Source organism: Moorena sp. SIO4A1, assembly GCF_010672065.1.
In the GTDB taxonomy this organism is placed as follows: Bacteria; Cyanobacteriota; Cyanobacteriia; order Cyanobacteriales; family Coleofasciculaceae; genus Moorena.
Genome location: NZ_JAAHHX010000673.1, coordinates 1 through 1,520, shown reverse-complemented (window position 1 = coordinate 1,520; position 1,520 = coordinate 1). Strand labels below are relative to the sequence as shown.

1 protein-coding gene is annotated in these 1,520 nt (G+C 41.8%); it reads left to right on the top strand.

Features of this window, described 5'->3' with window-relative positions; all coding sequences use genetic code 11:
* On the top strand, window positions 1–1,454 hold a 1,454-nt coding region (locus F6K53_RS41815), incomplete at its 5' end, for a hypothetical protein (RefSeq protein WP_293086321.1).
* Window positions 1,455–1,520: the final 66 nt, after the last annotated feature.

Below are 1,520 nucleotides of genomic sequence, written 5' to 3'. Positions count from 1 at the left end.
TCATGGTCAACGATGAGAAAAGCCTAGAACAAGAAGCTGACCTGATGGGACGACGAGCAGTCACACAAGCAGAAGTTCCCAAACCGGCATTGAAAAAGACTAATCCCCAGCACAGGTTGTCGACTTTGGCTCATCAAACTTCATCGATTCAGTGCATGAAACCAACGGATCCAATAAGAAACGATGTTGGGATTGTAACCTTCGATCAGTACTTGGATAACTTAGTTTATGTTCTGAATGAAGTGTTTGATTCTCTAAGAGAAATTGATGAAACGCAACTGATAAAAAAGATAATCAACGAACTTGGTATTCTTCCAATGATGCTAATTTCACGGGTCAGGTCTATGAAATCGTGGAAAGAGTTCGCGAGGAAACAGTTACCCGATGTCAAGAAGGTATTCGAAAAGGGATTGAATTTAGTTTCATTACAAGCCGAGGAGGAGAACTATAGTTTTCAGAAGAGTGGTCAATTAGCCAAAGCTTTAGAGAAGCTATATCGTTTCCATATTTATATGGAGGGAATAGTTACCTTACCTGAGAGACAGAAACAAAGTGATCTAGAGCTACCTGAAACCGGAAAAAGTACGAAGTTAAAAGAAGGAGTTGCTAAGATAGCGGGATCAAATGTTGTTGCTGCTGCTGATACTGCCCAGACAGGTACTGGTGTAGCTTCAGGTGGTATAGGTCTGCTAGAAGCAGCTTCAGAAGGTATAACAGGACCGGCAGCAGCATTAGCCAGTTCCACACCAAGTTTCACATTAGGTGGAATTGGTCTTAGTTTTGGTATGCTCGGTACCGCAGTTGCATACAAAAATCGTAAAGATGCGCGTAAAAGCAAAGCTCAAATCAAATCTCTTGAAGATAGATATACAGAACTCAAAGGATCAACTTTTACAACTGCAGCTTACACAAATAAAAAAGCAGGCAGTAAAGTGGCTCGATCGAGTAACGATATGATATCAGGCTCATCTGCAACGGGAGCAGGAGCAGCAGGACTAACAGCTGCCGGTCTCACAGTTGCAGGAGTAGGAGCTGCTACAGCAACTGGCATTGGGGCAAGTGTAGTTGGTGTGATTGTTGGATTAGGCGCTTTGGGGCTTCTCGGGTACAGAATATTTAAGAGGATACGTCATAAGCAACCTAGTTATATTGCAAAAGAGCTAATAGCAATGTGGAATGATTCAAGTCAACGGCAGTTCGCTGAATACATAATAAAGGAGCATTTAGACATGTCGATTACTCAGCCTCCTGATGAAAAAGAACTAAAGAAGGCAATAGAGCAGAAGAAAGAGAATATACGTTTATGGGCTGCTACAAAAATTGTAGAAGAGTCTATATATGGTAGCCCATTGGACCGGGCCTACGCAGAGGCACTTATAGGTTCCTTAGGAGTTGATCCAAATACACCGTACACCGATCAACTTATTAAAGAAGTAAAACATAATTTGAAATAAGCCTTTTCACCCAAGACTTAGTACTGATTTGCTAAGCAATTGGATGTTACCGATCTAACTCAGCCC